General features: G+C 63.6%; 14 protein-coding genes. 3 read left to right on the top strand and 11 right to left on the bottom strand.

What is annotated here, in order from left to right:
• Nucleotides 1-59 precede the first annotated feature (59 nt).
• The 3 genes from FIV42_RS03510 to FIV42_RS03500 all read left to right on the top strand — a co-directional run bounded on the left by FIV42_RS03510 (nt 60) and on the right by FIV42_RS03500 (nt 3,052).
• Nucleotides 60-827, top strand: a complete 768-nt coding sequence (locus tag FIV42_RS03510) for a hypothetical protein (protein WP_141196335.1) — start codon at nt 60-62, stop codon at nt 825-827.
• Nucleotides 828-1,009: 182 nt separating this feature from the next.
• The gene (locus tag FIV42_RS03505) at nt 1,010-2,215 is read left to right on the top strand and encodes a DUF3078 domain-containing protein (RefSeq protein ID WP_141196334.1); all 1,206 of its coding nucleotides are present in this window, start codon (nt 1,010-1,012) and stop codon (nt 2,213-2,215) included.
• A 393-nt stretch (nt 2,216-2,608) separates the two neighbouring features.
• Nucleotides 2,609-3,052, top strand: coding sequence for a hypothetical protein (locus FIV42_RS03500; protein WP_141196333.1), 444 nt, complete (start codon nt 2,609-2,611; stop codon nt 3,050-3,052).
• A 283-nt stretch (nt 3,053-3,335) separates the two neighbouring features.
• Here FIV42_RS03500 and FIV42_RS03495 read toward each other — a convergent pair whose 3' ends face one another.
• From FIV42_RS03495 to FIV42_RS03445, 11 genes are all read right to left on the bottom strand, one after another.
• Nucleotides 3,336-4,583 (bottom strand): hypothetical protein, encoded by a 1,248-nt coding sequence (locus tag FIV42_RS03495; RefSeq protein WP_141196332.1) that lies wholly within the window; start codon nt 4,581-4,583, stop codon nt 3,336-3,338.
• Nucleotides 4,584-4,666: 83 nt separating this feature from the next.
• Entirely contained in the window at nt 4,667-5,455 is a 789-nt protein-coding gene (locus FIV42_RS03490) for a hypothetical protein (protein ID WP_141196331.1), read from the bottom strand.
• A 226-nt stretch (nt 5,456-5,681) separates the two neighbouring features.
• Nucleotides 5,682-7,241: an NAD(P)H-hydrate dehydratase gene (locus FIV42_RS03485; RefSeq protein WP_141196330.1), complete on the bottom strand. Its 1,560-nt coding sequence runs from the start codon at nt 7,239-7,241 to the stop codon at nt 5,682-5,684.
• Nucleotides 7,242-7,586: 345 nt separating this feature from the next.
• Complete coding sequence (locus tag FIV42_RS03480; RefSeq protein ID WP_141196329.1) at nt 7,587-8,354, bottom strand: pyridoxine 5'-phosphate synthase; 768 nt, start codon at nt 8,352-8,354, stop codon at nt 7,587-7,589.
• Nucleotides 8,355-8,597: 243 nt separating this feature from the next.
• On the bottom strand, nt 8,598-9,971 hold the full coding sequence (gene glmM, locus FIV42_RS03475) for a phosphoglucosamine mutase (RefSeq protein ID WP_141196328.1): 1,374 nt from the start codon (nt 9,969-9,971) through the stop codon (nt 8,598-8,600).
• Nucleotides 9,972-10,142: 171 nt separating this feature from the next.
• On the bottom strand, nt 10,143-11,120 hold the full coding sequence (locus tag FIV42_RS03470; RefSeq protein WP_141196327.1) for a CdaR family protein: 978 nt from the start codon (nt 11,118-11,120) through the stop codon (nt 10,143-10,145).
• Nucleotides 11,120-11,998, bottom strand: coding sequence for a diadenylate cyclase CdaA (gene cdaA, locus FIV42_RS03465; protein ID WP_141196326.1), 879 nt, complete (start codon nt 11,996-11,998; stop codon nt 11,120-11,122). Before cdaA ends, FIV42_RS03470 begins: the two co-directional genes overlap by 1 nt.
• Nucleotides 11,999-12,050: 52 nt before the next feature.
• Nucleotides 12,051-12,923: a dihydropteroate synthase gene (gene folP, locus FIV42_RS03460; RefSeq protein ID WP_141196325.1), complete on the bottom strand. Its 873-nt coding sequence runs from the start codon at nt 12,921-12,923 to the stop codon at nt 12,051-12,053.
• Between the two features lie 67 nt (nt 12,924-12,990).
• Nucleotides 12,991-14,967 (bottom strand): ATP-dependent zinc metalloprotease FtsH, encoded by a 1,977-nt coding sequence (ftsH, locus tag FIV42_RS03455; protein WP_246099079.1) that lies wholly within the window; start codon nt 14,965-14,967, stop codon nt 12,991-12,993.
• A 126-nt stretch (nt 14,968-15,093) separates the two neighbouring features.
• Nucleotides 15,094-16,563, bottom strand: a complete 1,470-nt coding sequence (gene tilS / locus FIV42_RS03450) for a tRNA lysidine(34) synthetase TilS (RefSeq protein ID WP_168210373.1) — start codon at nt 16,561-16,563, stop codon at nt 15,094-15,096.
• Nucleotides 16,547-17,395: a hypothetical protein gene (locus FIV42_RS03445; protein WP_141196323.1), complete on the bottom strand. Its 849-nt coding sequence runs from the start codon at nt 17,393-17,395 to the stop codon at nt 16,547-16,549. Before FIV42_RS03445 ends, tilS begins: the two co-directional genes overlap by 17 nt.
• Nucleotides 17,396-17,981: the final 586 nt, after the last annotated feature.

Genomic DNA, 17,981 nt, shown 5'->3' with positions numbered 1-17,981 from the left:
AGTACGCTGCAGCTCGCGGAACCTCAACTTGCCTAATCCGCCCACGGTGACACGACTCTATGGACGAGCAGAGCGAAAACGAACCCCGCGCCCGGGGCGACGGCAACTCCGAGTCCATCTACGATACATTGGAAGCTGACGTGCTTGAAGAATCCAAAAAAGCGGCCAACAAAGGCGGTGAGGACGACGAGGTCCTCTTGAGCGACGTCGCCGTCACCGCCGAGTTCGACTACATCGATCTCGACGACGAGAGTGAAGCTTCGGAGGCCTCGAACGAGCCCGAGGCGCCGGCGGGGGCCGACGCGCCGATGGCTGGGATCACCAAGAAGAAGGCCAACAACAATAAGGCCAGCACGAAGTCGAACTCGATGACCGACAGCCACGGCGGGCCGATTACGCGCGCGCTAGACGACTTCGACTCGTTTCTCGACGGCGCCGACGACCAGGACGACCTGGCCTCGCCGGCCTCGCCGACGTCGGGGCCGGAGCTGGTCAGCTCGGACCCCAACCTCTCGTCCGGAGGCGGCGGCGCCTGGGGCTTCGACCAGCCGCAGGTCAGCGGCGTGTTCAGCCGCTACGAAGAGGAGACCGGCGAGAGCGACTCCGACGAGTTCGACCTGTTCGACGAAGAGGAGGGTGAGGAGCCGCGCGAGCGCACCCTCCAAGAGATCGTGAGCGCCCACGAAAAGCAGCTTCGCCGCCTCGAGAGGCGCGTCGCCTACCAAAAAGAGGTCATCCAGGTCGTCAGCGAGCTGCTCGTCGAGGCGCGCGTCATCAGCAAACGCGAGCTCAAAAAGCGGCTGCGGGCGTTGCGCGACAAGAGCTGAGAGCGAGCAAAAGAGTAAAGAAGTAAAAAAGTAAAGAAGTGAGAGAGTAAGAGAGAAAAAGAGTGCGACAGCGTTGAGGAGCGGCGGCCGAGGGTTTCGGTTGTCTGCTCCTTTTCTTTTGCCTAGGGTCGCGCCCGCGACAAATCTTAGTTCAACATTGAGGCATCGAGATGAGAAGTACGATGGCGGGCCGCAGGGCCCTTTTTGCGGGAGTTATTGTCGGGGGGCTGTTCGCCGGAGCGACGGCGCAGGCGCAGGTCAAATCGGAGGACGTCACCCAGTACGTGACCTCCGAGCAGGTCAAAAATAAGAAGGACAAAGAGAATCTCGACGCCACGTTGTCGACCGCGGCGAGCGTCAGCGTGACCCAGAACGAGGACGTCGTCGGCGAGATCGACGGCTTCTCGACGCTGTTCAGCCTCGGGGTCACCGGCGGCCTGGAGTATATCCACGGGCGGAACCTGTGGCAGAACACGCTCACGGTCAACGAGAGCTGGGCGCGCACTCCGTCGTTGGAGCGCTTCGTCAAGAGCAACGACCAGATCGACTACGAGAGCCTCTACAACTACTTCGCCCTCGACTGGCTCGGCCCCTTCGCTCGGTTCAACCTCGAGTCGAGCCTGTTCGACACCACGATCGTGACCGCCGAGCCCAAAGACTACGCGATCGCCAGGCTCGACGGGACCACCCAGACGCTGACCGGCGTCACCGAGGTGGAGCTGTCCGAGTCTTTCGAGCCGCTCACGCTCAACGAGTCGGTCGGCGTGTTCGCCGAGCCGGTGCGTGGTGACAAGATCACCTGGAAGATCCGCCTGGGCGCCGGCGCCCGCGAGACCTTCGCGAGAGGGGTCATCGCCAACAAGGACGACGACGCCACCGACGTCATCGAACTCGTCGAGCTCGACAACGTCTACCAGGGCGGCCTCGAAGGATTCACCGGCGTCGAAGGCAAGCTCGGCTCGGGCAAATTCACCTACCGCGCCGGCGCCAGCGCGCTGATTCCCTTCTTGAACAACGACGACCAGGACCGCGACGCCCTCGAGCTGATGCGCTGGGGCCTGCACGCCGGCCTCGAGATGGCCGTCGTCGAGTGGCTGGGCGTCAACTACAAGCTCAACGTGCTCAAAGATCCGCAGCTGTTGGACGCCACCCAAATCCAGAACAACCTGCTTTTGACCTTCAAGTACACCCTCATCGAGCCCGACAAAGCCCCCGAGCCCACGCCGGCTGAAAAGCTCCAAAAGATGCGCAAGGAGGCCGCCGAGGCCGAGGCGAAGGCCAAAGAGCTGCGCCAGAAGGCCGACGCGTTGGAGGAGACGTTGGAGGGGGAGACGAAAGAGGGGGAGACGAAAGAGGGGGAGACGAAGGAGACGACGGAGGAGCAGTAGGCGAGAGGCCTTGCCGAGGAGTAGCGCCCCATTTAGGTGGCGCTACTGTCCTGCAAGGCTGTCGCTAGACGACCACACAAGCGGGGGCCTCGGTCGGCCCCTTTTTCGGTGCGAGAACATCTTGTCCTCGTGCGCAAGCGTCGTGGGCTGCATGATCCACGTGGAACAATGAGGGGCGTGAGATGTGGCTGTTGCTAAGGCAATTGCTTCACGTGGATTATTTTTATCGACCCCGCGTGGTCGACGTACGACGTCTTGACGAGCGGTCAATCGTGCAACCGCATTCGAATAAATATACGCCTTGTCCGTGTTGAGCCGATTAGTTGCAATTATAAGACGAACCACAGCACGATCGCATGCCGAGCGGACCCTATGAACTGATGAGGGGCACACATGAACACCGATACGCAGTATTCGGAGCGCAAAGTCAGCTGGTACGGTTGGCAGCTGTTCTTAGCTGACTGCGCGGCTTTGGCGTTGCTGGTGACCGGCTATGCCTCCGAGCCACTGTTTTTTCTGGGGCTCGGCCTCTTCGGTTTGGGGGCTCCCTCTCTCCATTTCCACCACGGAGAAACGAAAAAGGCCGTCGTGGTTGGCCTCTTGCGCATTTTGGGTCCCTTTGCGGTCTTGAAGTTCGCTTACGCCATCGAGCTCTTCGGGGCGAGTCGCAGTGGGAGTTCAGAAACCGCGTGGCTTGGCACGTTCTTTTTCGACCTTCCGGTTATGGCTGTCACGGGCTTCTTCGTGGCCATCACCGATTGGGCGCTGGCAGTGCGTGAGCTGGAAGTGAGTTCGATTGAAGGGGAGGGCAGCGAGGCAGATCGGGCAGACGCGTGAGAGGACCGCGGTCGGGCAACACTGGAGGCCTTGCAGAGAAGCAACGCCCGCTAGATGGGGCGCCCTGAACAGCGGGCGTTAAGGACATAGGGGTTGCATGTTCGCGAGTTCGGGTCGCCGTGGCCTGAGTGGCGCTGCTCACAACAAGCTGGGCGCCGCAATTCGCAGCCCTCATGTCCTTATCGCGCGTTGTCCAGCGCGCCCCATTTAGATGGCGCTACTTTTCGGCAAGGCCATCGGTGGACGACCACACAAGCTGGGGGCGGGGACGAACCGAAGGCAGCTATTCAGCCGCCAATCCCACCGCCAGATCGATCGAGAAGAGCGCGCTGTCGAGCCCGAAGACCGGGTGGTAGCCGCCGCGCAGCATGAGCTCCAGCGGCGCGAGGCGGTAGCGGACTTCGACCGAGCCGCCGGCGGCGCCGTAGTTGACGTCGGGGCCGGTGAAGCGCACGAGGCTGTTGGAGACGAGGCCGACGTGGCGGTAGTCGAGGCCGACGACGAGCTGGAAAGGTCCGGCGGGGATATAGGCCTGCGGGCCGATGGCGACCGAGTACATCTCGAGTTCGTGGGAGAGCGGCGGGGCGTCCTGGGTGGTCAAAAAGTAGCTGGCGCCGAGCTCGACGCGGCCGCCGAAGTAGGTGGTGCGTAGCTCCTGGGAGACGCTGATGCCGATGCCGCGCTCGGTCTGCGCGCCGAGCTCGCCGGTCAGGAAGCGTGAGCCGACGCCCAGGTTGAAGGCGGCGCGGGGGGGCTCGGCGCGGGCGGTCGAGGCTGTGGCGAAAATGCCGCCGGCGGCGAGCAGGGCGAGGAGGTGGGGGGCGTGGCGGCGGTGGCGAAGGAGGAGTGCGCATAAAAGCAGCGCGCCCAGAGCGAGCGGAACCGGGGCGTCGAGGGGGGCGCCGGGGCTTGCTTGGGCGCAGCCGCTGGCTTCGTCGGGACCGCAGCGGTAGGTCGTCAGCGAGCAGGTCTGGGTTTCGGCGCAGTCGTTGTCGTCGAGGCATTCGACGCAGCGTCCGACGGATTCGCGGCAGAGCCAGCCGCCGCTGCAGTCGTCGTCGGCGCGGCATTCGAGGGGCTCGGAGCCCAGGGCGTAGTCGAGGCGGGCAGTGCAGCCGTCGCAGCGCAGTTCGATGTCGAAGGCGGCGCGGGTGAAGAGAGCCTCCTGCACGAAGCGATCGGCGATCCATTCGCCCGGTTCGAGGGTGTAGCTTCGAGAGACGAGTTCGACGGCGGGCAAGTTCGGGCCGGTGTCGCCGGCGTCGCCGACGTCGGAGGCGGGGGCGGAGGCGGGCGGAAGCGCCGCCACGGAGATCTCGGCGACCGCGTCGCCTTCGTTGGATAATTTGAAGTCGAGGCGGTTGGCGCCCAGGGCGCTGGTGCGCTCGAGGCGGGTGGTGTCGGGGCAGCCGTCGGTCGACGGCGTGCAGAGTTGGCCGACCTCGATCAGGTCGGCGGGGCCTGTCTCCTCGTAGGGATCGGAGCAGGCTGCCACAAGGGCAAAAAGCAGCCCGATGCTCATCCAGTTCATGACGCGCTTTACTACTACGTTACGGCTCATCCTGACGATGGCATCGGGCTGCGAAGACCTACGTGGGGCTGGTCAAAAGCCAATTATTTGGCGGCTTTGGCCATCTTGGCTTGGCAGGTCTTCTTGGGTTCTTCGCCTTCCTTGGGCTCGGCGTCTTTGGCGGCCGAGCACTTCATGTCTTCGCCGGCACACTCGTAGGCCTCTTCGCACGCTTCACCTTCGGCGACTTTACCGACGATGGCGGCTTCACACGCGGCCAGGCTCTGCTCGAGGTTGGCCTCTTTCATGACCTTGTCGATCTCGGGCATCTTCAGCTCTTTTTCGAGCTTGACCTCTTTTTCGCACGCGTCGATCGACTTCATGTTGTCGAGACACTCTTGCGCTTTGGCGGCGTCGAATTCGATGGTCTTGCCGACCTTGGCGGTCAGGGCCTTCGGGTCGAAGCCCGAGCCCTGGGTGAAGGCACCGAAGACGGTGTTGCACTCACCTTCGTTGAGGTAGTAGCGCTTCTCTTCTTTGAGCTTCTTGCCAATCGGCTCGAGCTTCTTGGCGAGCTCTTTGTCCTTCATGGCCATCATGCCGCCGGCGAACATCACCATGGTGCTGGTGGCGGACTTGATCTTCTCGTTCTTGCACTGGTCGATCGCCTCGCAGGCGGTCGGAGTCAGCTTCGTGGCGAACTGCTCGGCGGTGAGGGCGGCCTCTTCTTCTTTGGCCTCCTCTTCACCTTTGGCTTCTTCGTCGCCGGCTTCCTCAGCAGCGGCCTGCTCTTCGCCGGCTTTCTCACCGCCTTCTTCGGCCTTTTTATCACATCCGGCCAGGGGGAACGCGACAAAAGCGACGAGCAACAACGTGATCAACTTCGAATTCATCTCGAGACTCCTCAGGTTCAGTACTCAGACTTAATGAAGACCAATCGGTCAAAAATTCGGCTTTCGAACGGTCGCCTCGAGATCGAGGTGATCTCTCGCAGAACGCGTTGTCGGGGTCGAACTGTCGCGATTGGATATACTTGCTGATACGTGAAAATCACTGAAGAGACAAGGCTCGGCAGGTTTTGCAGGTGACCCATGCCTGTCTCGAGCCGCTCGAGGGGCATTATTCGGCGAGTTGTTTCCACACCTGCGGCAGGGCTTCTGCAAGATCGACCGCGCCCATGCCGCGCTCGCCGAGTTCCTGGGCGGCGAGGTCTCCCGCCGCTCCGTGAGCATACACCGCCAGGCACACGGCGTCGAAGGGCGCTTCGCTTCCTTCGGCCAGTCGTGCGGTGAGGATGCCGGTGAGCACGTCGCCCACGCCGCCGGTGGCCATGCCCGGGTTGCCGGTGCTGTTGATGCCCACGCGGCCGTTGGGGGAGGCGACGACGGTGGCCGCGCCCTTGAGCACGATCGTGGCGCCGGTCTCGTCGGCGAGTTCGGTCGCCTTGCCGACGGGATCGGCCAAGATCTCGGAGATCTCGCAGCGGCACAGACGGGACATTTCGCCCGGGTGCGGGGTCAGGACGACGGTGGCGTCTTGGGCGAACCCGCGAAGCTTGGCGTAGTCGTCTTCTTTGGCGAGCAGGGTGAGGGCGTCGGCGTCGAAGACGGCGGCGTCGACGTCGCTTTCGAGCACGGCGTGCAGGGCCTGGCGCGAGCCGTCGGAGGTGCCGATGCCCGGGCCCATGCCCACGGCGTCCATGTCCTGCAGAAACTCGCGCAGGCGTTCCTCACAGTTTTCGTCGGGCACGTCGGAGAGCATGTGGGCGGCCATCGCCTCGTTGATCGTGGAGGCGATGTGCGGGATCACCGCCTCGTGGGTGCCCACGGTGAGCAGACCGGCGCCCGAGCGCAGCGCACCGCGGGTGGCCAGAAGCGAGGCGCCGGTCTTCTCGTGGCTGCCGGCTAAGATCAGGAGCTTTCCGCTCTTGCCCTTGTGGTAGTCCTCCGGCCGGGCCGCCATGCGCAAAAAGGTCCACGCCTCGTCGAGCAGGTCGGCCGAGCGGCCCACCTCGCTCATCACCCACGGCGGGATGCCGATATCGATCACGTGCAGATCGCCGCACAGATCGCGGCCCGGGTAGAGCGCCTGGCCCTGTTTGACGGCCCCGAAGGTCGCCGTGGCGTCCGCCGCGACCGCCACGCCCATCTTCTGGCCGGTGCGCCCGTGCACGCCGCTGGGGATATCGACGGCGAACACAAACGGCTGGTGGTTCAAAAACTCGATCGCCTCGGCGTAACGGCCCTCGACGTCGCGATCGAGCCCGGTACCCAGCAGCGCGTCGCACCACGCCAGGCAGTAGCCGAGATCGTCGAGCGCGGCGAACACCTCGTCGGGCTCGCAATCGCCCAGCTCGACGATCGGGATGTTGAGGTTGCGCACGATCTCGAGGTTCTGGGCGGCTTCGCCCTGCATCGAGTCGGGGTCGCTCATCATCACCACGACGGGCGCATACCCGTCGTTGGCGACCATGCGCGCCATGGCGAGGCCGTCGCCGCCGTTATTGCCGCCCCCGCACAGAAAGCCAATCTGGCCGAGCGCGCCTTGAGGCAAGTGCTCGTACAACGTCTGAACGGCGCCCAGGGCGGCACGCTCCATCAAAACCATGCCGGGGATGCCGACCTCTTCGATGGTGCGACGGTCCATCTCGCGCATTTGCTCGGGCGTGACGAGTTTCATTTGGATCTCCTCGTAAGGGTTCACCACAGGGGGCACGGGGGGCACGGAGAAAGGCAAAGGCTGTGTTTTGCTGTGAGTGTTCTAAGCGTGATGGTCGCCATAGGGGTTCACCACAGGGGGCACGGGGGGCACGGAGAAAGGCAAAGGCTGTGTTTTGCTGTGAGTGTTCTAAGCGTGATGGTCGCCATAGGGGTTCACCACAGGGGGCACGGGGGGCACGGAGAAAGGCAAAGGCTGTGCTTTGCTGTGAGGGTTCGATGCGTGATGGTCGCCACGGAGGAGCAAGAAGAAGAGAGGCCTTTCCCCGTGCTCCCCGTGTCCTCCGTGGTGAACATATCGCTGGTCTCAACCGTTTCGGCCCAGAGCGAGCGCGTCGATCATTTCACGGACGGCGCGTTCGAAGCCTACCAGGACGGCGCGGCCGACGATGGAGTGGCCGATGTTGAACTCCTCGAATTCGGGGATGGCGGCGACGTCGAGGACGTTTTTGTAGTCGAGGCCGTGGCCGGCGGCGACGACGAGGTCGAGCTCGGCGGCGCGTTTGGCGCCGTCGACGAGCTTCTGGAGCTCGGCGTCGCGGTCGAATTCGGCGGGGGTGAGCTTGTTGGTGAACTCGCTGGCGGCTTCGCAGTAGTCGCCGGTGTGCAGCTCGACGATTTCGGCGCCGAGCTCGGCGCTGGCTTCGATCTGGGCGAGGTCCGGGTCGATGAACAGGCTCAGGTAGGCGCCGGATTCACGCAGGCGCTCGCAGTACTCGGCGAGGCGCTCGCGGTTTTCGACGACGGCCAGGCCACCTTCGGTGGTCTGCTCTTCGCGCTTTTCGGGCACCAGGGTGACCATGTCGGGGCGGATGCGGCAGGCGATCTCGAGCATCTCCTCGGTGGCGGCCATCTCGAGGTTCAGCCGCGTCTCGACCGTGTGGCGCAACACCTCGACGTCGCGGTCTTGGATGTGGCGCCGGTCTTCACGCAGGTGAATGGTGATCTGGTCGGCGCCGGCGAGCTCCGCGATGGAGGCGGCGGCGACCGGGTCGGGGTAGTGGGTGCCACGCGCCTGACGAATGGTGGCGACGTGGTCGACGTTGACGCCGAGTCTTGGGCGATTGCTGGACATCGTAGAGCTCCTGAGTGATGGCTTCGTTGGGCGCCTTGCAGGAGGGTGACGCCAGCTATTAGGGGCGCGGAACTGCGCGCGGAACAACAATTAGGGAGTCGTTTCGATGCGGCTCTTGTGGTGATTGAAACGACCCTCAAATTGTAGTTACGCGAGGCAGTCGTTCAGGCCTCGCCCCTAATAGCAGGCGTTGCGCACCTGCAAGGCCATCACCCATGGCCTACAAGAATCCAACCCTCGAACTCAAGCGCCGATGTCGCGCTTGATGCACGCGGCGAGCTCCTCGGCGTAGCCGCGTACGGTGGGCTCGTCGGGGCCTTCGACCATGACGCGGGCTTTGGGCTCGGTGCCCGAGTAGCGCGCGACGATGCGGCCCTCGTCGCCGAGTTCCTCTTCGATCTTGCCCATCTGGGTCTGGAAGCTCTCGAGGGTCTCGAGCGGGGGCTTTTCGCGCACCTTCACGTTGACCAGCACCTGCGGGAAGGGCGTCATCACCTTGCTCAGCTCGCTGAACGGGCGCTGCTCGCGCTGCAGGATCGCCAGGACCTGCAGCGCGGCGAGCATGCCGTCGCCGGTGGTGGTGTGGTCCAAAAAGATCAGGTGGCCGGACTGCTCGCCGCCCAGGTTGTAGCCGTTTTTGCGCATATTCTCGACGACGTAGCGGTCGCCGACCTTGGTGCGCTCGACCTTGATGTCGCGGCGCTTGAGCGCGATCTCGAGGCCGATATTACTCATGACGGTGGCCACCATCGTGTTTTTGGCGAGCAGGCCACGCTGCTTCATGGTGAGGGCGGCCAGCGCCAGGATGCTGTCGCCGTCGACGATGTTGCCCTTTTCGTCGACCAGAATGACGCGGTCGGCGTCGCCGTCGAGGCAGATGCCGATGTCGGCGCGGGTCTCGCGCACCCGCTGGATGGTCGCCTGCGGGTGGGTGCTGCCGCACTCGAGGTTGATGTTGGTGCCGTCGGGGGTGTTGCCCACGGCGAAGACCTCGGCGCCAAGCTCGCGAAGCACGTCCGGGGCGACCTTGTAGGCGGCCCCGTTGGCGCAGTCGATGACCACGCGCACCCCTTCGAGGGTCAGATCTTTGGGGAACGTGTTCTTGAGAAAGACGATGTAGCGGCCGGTGGCGTCGTCGATACGCGTGGCCTTGCCGATGGCGGTCGAGTCGACCGCGGGCGGATGGTCGGAGAGGACCATCTCCTCGATCTTGGCCTCTTCGGCGTCGGGCAGCTTGAAGCCGTCGGAGCCGAAGATCTTGATGCCGTTGTCCTGGAATGGGTTGTGGCTCGCCGAGATGACGATGCCGGCGTCGGAGCGCATGCCGGTGGTCAAAAACGAGATCGCCGGGGTGGGCAGCGGGCCGACGAGTTGGACGTCGGCGCCCATGCTGGTGATGCCGGCTGCCAGCCCCGACTCGAACATGTAGCCCGACAGGCGGGTGTCCTTGCCGATGAGGATGCGCGTGCGATGGCCCGGCGGCTTGTTGCGCTGCGAGGCCTTCTTGAAGTGGTGGGCGATCGCCTGGCCGAGCTTGACGGCGACTTCAGGCGTCATCGGATATTTGTTGGCGACACCGCGGATACCATCGGTGCCAAAAAGCTTTCGTTCGGTCATAACTCAATCCTATGACAGTCGGAAACATCCGACAGAAGCAGTGCTCGTTGATAATACGTGTGCGTTTATCGGTAAATGCTTTTGATTACTACTGAAGTTCGACGCCGGTGAGGTGCGGTGCAAGTAGAGCAGCCTCGAGATGTCGCTCGGGCCGACACAGACCGGGATCGTTCAATCCCTGGCCTGCTGCGCCGGCTCCTTGGGATGCATGCGGATGCGGAACGTGTTGGGCTGCTTTCGAATGATCTGAACTCCGCTGGGCACGTTGTGAATCTGAACCTCTTTGAGGACCGTGGTGCTGCGGCCGGCGGACTGGTCGGACAAGTCGACGGATGCGAGCAGCTCCTCTTTGGCGACCTCGTCGACCACGGCCTTGGGCCCGCGCACGGTGATGTCGACGTGGGTCGGCTCGATGGAGGTGACCAGCGCGCCGTCGTGGTGAGAGGGGACCACCTTGACGTCCTCAAATTTGCGCTCGACCTCCTGGGCATCGAGGCGCACGGTGACCTCGAGAGGCCGGTCGAGGTGGAAATCGACCAGCGGGTCGTCGATGCGCGGGCGCACTTGCTTGGTAAACGACTTGCGCTGGCCGCTCAAGCTGATCGGCTCGGTCCCCACCGAGGCGAGTTCATCCAAGGAGTTGGCCGGCCCGGAGACCTCGACGGCCTCGGGGGTGACGCTGGCCTCCTTGAAATCGTAGCCGGCCTCGGGCTGCCCGACGATCTTGGGGCGGACGGTCACGCGCTTGCGCTGCTTCTCCTCGAGGCGAAACTGCACCAAGTTGGGCTCGATGTCGATGGCGCGTAGGCCGGGGGGCAGGTCGACCATGTCGGGGGTCAACGAGATGCGTCCGCTGCGGCCCATCGACGGGTCGACCTCCAGGCGGATGCTGTCGAGCTCGGCCGACTCCAGTTGTGCCAGGTCCGACCACTTGCCGCGCACGGTCACGGCGGCGCGGTTGGGGGGATCGTTGACCAAGACCATGTAGGAGGGCACGTCGAGGCGAAGCGGCGCATAGCGGGTGCGCTCGACCTCGCGGTCGACGCTGACCCACAGGTACAGCGCCAGGGTCAGCAGCAGGGCGATGACCTTCAGGTGCAGGTTGCGCACGAAGGTCTGCCGGATGATGCGGTCGAGGGTCTCGAGCATCAGTCGCGGGCCTCCTTGGCGCCGACGGGCTCGTCGGTGTCGCGCTGCTCGCGGAAGCTATCGATGAGTCCCGAGCCGCGCTGGTTGACCTGCGAGGCGCTGAAGATGCGCTGCAGAAGGTCACGCATCTCGTTGGCGTCGAGGTCGCGGTACAGCTCGCCGCCGTAGGCGATCGAGATGATGCCCGTCTCTTCGCTGACGATGACGACCGCCGCGTCGGTGTCCTCGGTCAGGCCGATGCCGGCGCGGTGGCGAGTACCCAGCGTCTTTTCGACGCGCGGGTTGTTGGTCAGCGGCAAAAAGCAGCCCGCGGCGGTGACGCGTCCCTTCTGGACGACCACTGCGCCGTCGTGCAGCGGGTTTTGGTGCTCGGGCACGAACACGCTGAAGAGGAGGTCCTTGGAGACCACCGAGTCGATCTTGATGCCTTCTTCGGTGTAGTGGCTCAGGTCAGCCTCGCGCTCGATGGCCACCAATGCGCCGATCTTGCGGCTCGACAGCATCACCGAGGCCTTGATGATCTCCTCGAGGACCTGGGTCTCCTCGAAGGCGCGCGTGCCCGCCAAGAGCGAGGTGCGCCCGAATTGGGCCAGGGCGCGGCGGATGTCATGCTGGAAGATGATCACGACGATGATGATGAAGTTGGCGATGAACCGCTCGATGAACCAGTGGGTCGTCGCCAGGTTCAGGTACTGCTCCTGGCTGATCACGAAGAACATGATGATGACCACGAGCCCGAAGAGCATCTGGACGGCTCGGGTCCCCTTGATCAGCAGCAGGATGCGGTAGATGACGAAGTAGACGATCGCCGCGTCGAGCAACAGCAGGAGCGCGTCTTTCCATCCTTCGACGCGAAATATGTCGAGAAGCTGCTCCATGAGCTGATCTATACAACTTCTGGACTGTTAAGGCCAATTTTTGGCCGGGGGTCTAGTCGGCGGCGATCGCCTGGGTGATGCGGACCACGTCGACCATCTCGGCGACGTCGTGGACGCGCACGATATCGGCGCCTGCGTACAGCCCGCAGGCCACCGTCGCCGCCGTCCCCCAGACACGCTCGTCGGCCGGTTTGTCGAGGACTTTGCCGATAAAGCTCTTGCGGCTGGTGCCCAACAGCAGTGGGCAGCCGAGGTCGAAGAAGCGATGCAGGTCGCGAATGAGCCGGTAGTTCTGCTCGACGGTTTTGCCAAAGCCGATCCCCGGGTCGAGGATGACCTGGTCGTCGGCGATGCCGGCCTGTCGCGCCAGCGCGAGGCGTTCGGCAAAATAATCACGGATATCTTCGACGACATCGTCGTAATCGATGTCCTTTTGCATCGTCTTGGGGGTGCCGCGGGTGTGCATGAGCACCAGCGCGGTGCCGGTGTCGGCGACCGCCTGGGCCATCCCCTCGTCGAAGCCGAGGCCGCTGATGTCGTTGATGATCCCGGCGCCGGCTTCGCAGGCGGCCCGGGCGACGGCGGCCTTGTAGGTGTCGATGGACAAGACGGCGTCGGTCCGCTCGGCGAGTGCCTCGATGACAGGCACCACCCGCGCGAGCTCCTCGTCGGCCGGCACCGGGTCGGCGCCCGGCCGGGTCGACTCGCCGCCCACGTCGATGATGTCGGCGCCCGCCTCCCACATCGCCACGCCACGGGCGATGGCGTCTTCGGCGGCGTAGAATTGCCCGCCGTCGGAGAACGAGTCGGGCGTCACGTTGAGAACGCCCATCACGTAAAAACGCCCGCCGAAGGCGAGCGTGCGGTCGCCGACCTTCACGGACGGCAGAGCGGGGCGAGATGTGGGTGTGGCGTAAAAAGACATCAGCAATTCAGAGATAGATCAGAAAACGAGGCGCGGTCGGCCGACCGCGCCTCGTCGGTGCAAGGCGTTACGAATTTGCGGACGGAGCAAGGTTGCCGATGGCGCCCTTGTTCTTGTTGTCCTTGATATTCGTCTTGTAGCCGGTCTTGGGAACCCGCTCGTCTTCGCGCTCTTCGCGCTCTTTCTTCTGAGCCTCGCGCGCCTCGCGAATCCCTTCGAGGCTCTCGTCCTCGAGAAGCATCTGGATTTCGTTGGCGTCGAGGGCCTCGAACTCCAGGAGCGCCTGAGCCATCAGCTCGAGCAGATCCATGTTGTCGCGCAGCAGCTGGACAGCCAGGTCGTGCTGCTCGGTGACGATGCGCTTGACCTCGGCGTCGATCTCCTTGGCGATCGACTCGCTGTACGGACGGCTGGTGATGCCGCCGTTGCCACCGAGGAAGGGGTTGTTGTCCCCGTCGGTGTAGGCCAGCGGGCCGATGCGGTCACTCATGCCCCACTCGCAGACCATCTTGCGGGTCATGTCGGTGGCGACCTGAATGTCGTTGCCGGCGCCGGTGGTGATCTCGTCGAACACGACCAGTTCGGCGGCGCGACCGCCCATCATGACCGCCAGGCGCTTGAGCACGTAGTCTCGGCGCATGGTGTGGCGATCCTCCTCGGGAAGCTGCTGGGTGACGCCCAGCGCGCGGCCGCGAGGAATGATGGTGACCTTGTGGACCGGGTCGGTGCCTTCCTGCAGGAGCGCGACGAGCGCGTGGCCTGCTTCGTGGTAGGCGGTGACGCGCTTTTCGGCGTCGGTGATGACCGCGCTCTTGCGCTCGGCGCCCATCATGACCTTGTCCTTGGCGTCTTCGAAGTCCTCGAGCTCGACGCGGTCTTTGTTGCGACGCGCGGCCAGAAGGGCAGCTTCGTTGACCAGGTTCTCCAGGTCGGCGCCCGAGAAACCGGGGGTGCCGCGTGCGATGCTCTCGAGCTCGACATCCTTGGCCACCGGGGTGCGGCGGGTGTGGATCTGCAGGATGAGCTCGCGGCCACGCACGTCGGGCGGCGGGACGACCACGCGACGGTCGAAGCGACCGGGGCGAAGCAGCGCCGGGTCGAGTACGTCGGGGCGGTTGGTCGCGGCGATCAGGATGACGCCGTCGTTCGACTCGAAGCCGTCCATCTCGACCAGAAGCTGGTTGAGGGTCTGCTCGCGCTCGTCGTGACCGCCGCCAAGACCCGAGCCGCGCTGGCGGCCGACGGCGTCGATCTCGTCGATGAAGATGATGCACGGCGCGTTCTTCTTGCCCTGCTCGAACAGGTCACGCACGCGGCTGGCGCCGACGCCGACGAACATTTCGACGAAATCCGAACCCGAAATCGAGAAGAAGGGCACGCCTGCCTCGCCGGCGACACCGCGGGCGAGCAGGGTCTTACCGGTACCCGGCTTGCCCATCAGGAGCACGCCCTTGGGGATACGTCCGCCCAGGCGGGTGAACTTCTTGGGGTTCTTGAGGAACTCGACGACTTCCTGGAGTTCCTCTTTGGCCTCTTCGATGCCGGCGATGTCGTTGAACGTGATCTTGTTGTTGCTCTCGTTGAGCAACCGAGCACGCGACTTGCCGAACGTCATCGCTTTGCCGCTTCCACCCTGGAATTGGCGCATGATGAAGATGAGTACCACCACGAGGATCAACAGCGGGATGGCTGTCACCAAGAGGTGGCGCCATAGGCTGTTCTCGTCGGACTTGACGAAACTAAACGTCACGTCCTTGGCCATCAGGATGTCCTGCAGGTCTTCGCCCACCGGCCCGACGGTCTTGAACGCTTGTTTGCCGTCGTGCTCCTTCTCGGCGTAGTCCTCGGTGAACTCACCGGTGACCTCCAGGTCCTTGATCTTGACGGACTCGACCTCACCGGCCTGCGCAGCTTGTCGAAACTCGCTGAACTTGACCTGAGAGGAATCACCGGTGCGATCGGTGAGGATCTGGAAGACGATGATGCCCAAGACAATAAGAACGCCCCAGATGATCCAGGCGCGTAATGGTACTTTGTTTAGCACTTTGTAAATCCTCGGCTGCTGAACTTAGGACTCGAGGGAGTGTACGACCCGAAAGGGCGCCGCCGCAAGCAGCGCCGTGCCCTCTATGTTGCACGCTGACTAAATGGACGCTGTCAGCGGATTATTTCAAAAATACTGCAAGTCAAAGCAATTGGTCGTTTGGCCGACAACTCGATTGAAGACTGAGTCCGGCTCCAGATCCCAAAATAGGCGGATAGTGCGCGTATCAGGTGGTGTGTCATCCTCTCTTGTAGCCTGACGCAGCCCACAAATCCACTCGACCTTTTGCTGATGGACTAGGCAGGGCCAACGCCAGCGAAAAGATCGAGGCACGCCCGCCTCCTTGAGGACGTCGACGACACGCTTGTGGCCGTCGAGGCCGCGCGCGTCGAGTCGATCACCGGGGCGAGGGCCGCGAACCACCAGGCTATCGACTGATTGGTTGGCCTTCCAGCGTAGCGTGGTGCCAAACCACGGCACTTGTCCATCCCGGGCCGAGGTCTCGTCGAGATTGCTGGTCCCGTCGAGATTGGCCGCCGCGATGGGGATGGGATGCGCTTGGCGAGTGAAAAGGTGCTTTCCGCCGCGGCCCCGGGCGACCTCCACGATGACAAAGCCGCGCTCGATGCTCACATGGGCGCCACGCACGGCAAGATCGAGAGATGTCTCGGACTCGATGGCGTCGAGCACCTCCTGCAGATGCTCGCGAGTCAGGGCGACCTCGGCAGGGAGCGCGTGGGTCGCGCGCTGGAGGACGAGCATGGCGACCGCGCGAGGTGCTTTGCGAAGCGGCGCGCAGTCGAGCGCGATGCTTTCGGCGTCGGGGGAGGCCAGACGTGCCCCTTCGAGGCACGTTCGGGCGATGCTTTCGAGCGCATCGCGCTCGGACGCGAGGTTTTCGAGGGTGGCGAGCATGGGCGCGAGCAGAGCGCCGTCGTCGGTGAGCCCGGGCAGAACATCGTGGCGCAGGCGGTTGCGCTCGTAGCTCCCCTCGAGGTTGGTGGGATCGTTCACCCATTCGAGGCCTCGAGCTTCGGCGTATTGGTGGATGCGAGCCTTGGGTGCCTCGACCAACGGGCGGACGAGCTCGAGATCGGGCCAGGCGGGGATCGGCGCTTCCGTCTTCGAGAGCAGGGCGGCCAACCCGCCCGAAGAGGTGCCGCGGCGAAAATTCAGCAGCGCCGTTTCCAGCGCATCGTCGGCATGGTGCGCCGTGGCGACGGCCCCGAGGCCCAGGCGCTGAGCGACCTGGGCGATCGCTGCGTAGCGCTGCACACGCGCGCTCTCCTGTGTGGAGCCGTCTCGGGCGATATCGAGGGTCTCGAGGACGAGCGGAATGCCCCACTGGTGACATAAGCGGCGACAAAACGCCGCGTCGTGTTTTGACGAGGGGCGCAGTTGGTGGTCGACGTGCACCGCGGCGAGCTCGGCGCCGGTTTTGGCGGCCCACTGGCGCAGAAGATCGAGGAGCACGGTCGAGTCGAGTCCGCCGCTCAGGGCGACGAGCAGACCATTCGCCGGGTCGGGGAGGTGGCGGCTTAGCGAAGCGAAGTCGCCGGAGTGGGCTCCAAAAAGCAACTTACTGCTTTTTGTCATCCTCACTCTCCTCATCGGGCGTCAGATAACTGGCGATCGCCCCTGTGGGGATCGCCAAGAAGAGCTTTTCCTTTTTGGGGTGCCGAAACGTGTTGATCGCCACGAGCTTGCCGTCTTGGGAGACGAGTGGGGCGCCCAAGATCGCCGGGTAGGCGGTCTGCCAGTAGAAGGCGAGGGCGCGATCTTCGGGGTGAGTCGGCTTCATCGTCGTCTGGGTGAGCGACTTCCCGAAAAACGGGCTAAAGCCGTAAAGGCGAAACAGCGCCTTGTTCTCGTAGTCGAAGAGCTCGATGCCAGTCGAGGGCGCAGTGATCTGGCCTTCGTCCGGGAGCAAGATGACGAGATTGCGGTGCTTGTCAGGCCGGTGCGGTTCGACCGCCACGAGCTTGTCTCTGTGTTTGTCGAGCCACTTCTCGCCTTTGTTGCCCGCGGTCACCGACGCCAACGAGCGCCTGCGACTCTTCCAACTCGTCTCGACGTCGACCTCGCCGGCGACCTTCTGAGGCAGGATGAACACCTCGTCGGCCTCCCTGAGCCAGCTGAGCGGAGAGACGAGCACCGGAGCTCCGCCGTTGGGCGGTGTCACCCACAGTGCGTGGCCATGGTGGACCATCGGCACCTGCCTGTACGGCTTGGGAGGCGTCTGGACCGAGACGACCTGGACGACGTGCTTGTCGAGGTGCTCGACGATCTTGCGCAACCCCTCTTTGGTGACCGGCTTGGGAAGCTCGTCGCTCTCGGTTCGGATGATCGTGTCGGCGCCGGGCTTGGTCGTCTGGGGGAGATCGGTGGGCTTGACCTTCTCGACGGTGACCGAATCGAACTGCCGCACCCACCCGCGGTCCTTACCATCTTGCGCGTGCGCGCGAGGAGAGCCGACGAGTAGGAGAGACAACACGAGAATTCCCCAACCCATATGTAGCACAATGTCGCCAAACGTGGTTAAATGGGGCGCGTTGATTTTTTTTGAAAAAATCATGGAACTCGAAGCCGTTCTCGGTGTCGGAACATGTGGAAGCTGGCGAGCCGATGTCACGCAATTGTGATTTGGGTGTCGCCATATACACGAAAGTAGGAGATAACGGCCCAACCCGCAATTATGACGTGGGAAGCCTAAAAAACTTCAGAAAATGTGCGCGGTTCAGTAAGTTGCCTGTCGTAAGTAACCGCGCGGCTTGACGCTATACAGTCGACTAAGTATGTTGCGTTGCACTTCTGCGGTTCTGCTGAAAATGTGCCGATATGGGCGCGCAGTTGGGACTTTCGCAGAGGCAGGTCAAATGTGAGACGCGACCGCCCAGAGAGCGGTTTTGCTCAGGGAGCATCTGGTGAAAAACGATCATAGTCTCAGAGTTGCTATCGTCTGGAATGGGACGGTCTTTCTAGAGAAGACCTATACCCAGACGAGTGACCCCGTC

It is taken from the genome of Persicimonas caeni, assembly GCF_006517175.1.
GTDB classification, from domain to species: domain Bacteria; phylum Myxococcota_A; class Bradymonadia; order Bradymonadales; family Bradymonadaceae; genus Persicimonas; species Persicimonas caeni.
This window is presented reverse-complemented; position numbering and strand designations above follow the sequence as displayed.